This window comes from Variovorax sp. VRV01, assembly GCF_014852545.1.
In the GTDB taxonomy this organism is placed as follows: domain Bacteria; phylum Pseudomonadota; class Gammaproteobacteria; order Burkholderiales; family Burkholderiaceae_C; genus Variovorax; species Variovorax beijingensis_A.
Genome location: NZ_JACVBS010000061.1, coordinates 1 through 527, shown reverse-complemented (window position 1 = coordinate 527; position 527 = coordinate 1). Strand labels below are relative to the sequence as shown.

1 protein-coding gene is annotated in these 527 nt (G+C 68.5%); it reads right to left on the bottom strand.

Features of this window, described 5'->3' with window-relative positions; translation table 11 throughout:
- Positions 1-527: dienelactone hydrolase family protein (locus IB278_RS33595; protein WP_192328857.1), on the bottom strand; the 527-nt coding region annotated here is incomplete at both ends.

The window sequence follows — 527 nt, the reverse complement described above, 5'->3', positions numbered from 1 at the left end:
CTGTTGACGAAGTGGTTGCTGTAGAAGCTGTGCAGCGCCTGGTAGCCCACGCCGCCGGTCATGGTGGGAATGTGGTTGACGTAAGGCTCGGCCACCATGGTGGACATGGTGTCGTCCACGTTGCGGGTGCCGAACTCGTATTCGCAGTGCTTGTCCCACAGCGCCGAGAGGTCGTAGTGCGGGCCGATGGCGGCCTTCAGCGCGGCAATGCTGCGCTCGTGCGCCATGAGGGCCGAGGGCTTGTGGAAGTGTTCGCCGCCGGCGCGGGCGAAGGCATGGTCGACGCCGGGGTAGACGTGCAGCGTCACGCCGGGGCGGCCCCGCAGCGCCTGCACGATGCGCTCGCGGGCTTCGGGCGGGCAGAACTTGTCGAGCTCTGCGATGTGCAGCGTCAGCGGCCGCTTGATCTGGTCGGCCTCGTCGAGTGCGGCCTCGATGCCCACGCCGTAGTAGCCCACCGACACGTCCGCGTCGGTGCGGCAGGCCGCCAGGTAGGCCAGCTTGCCGCCCAGGCAGAAGCCGAGCAC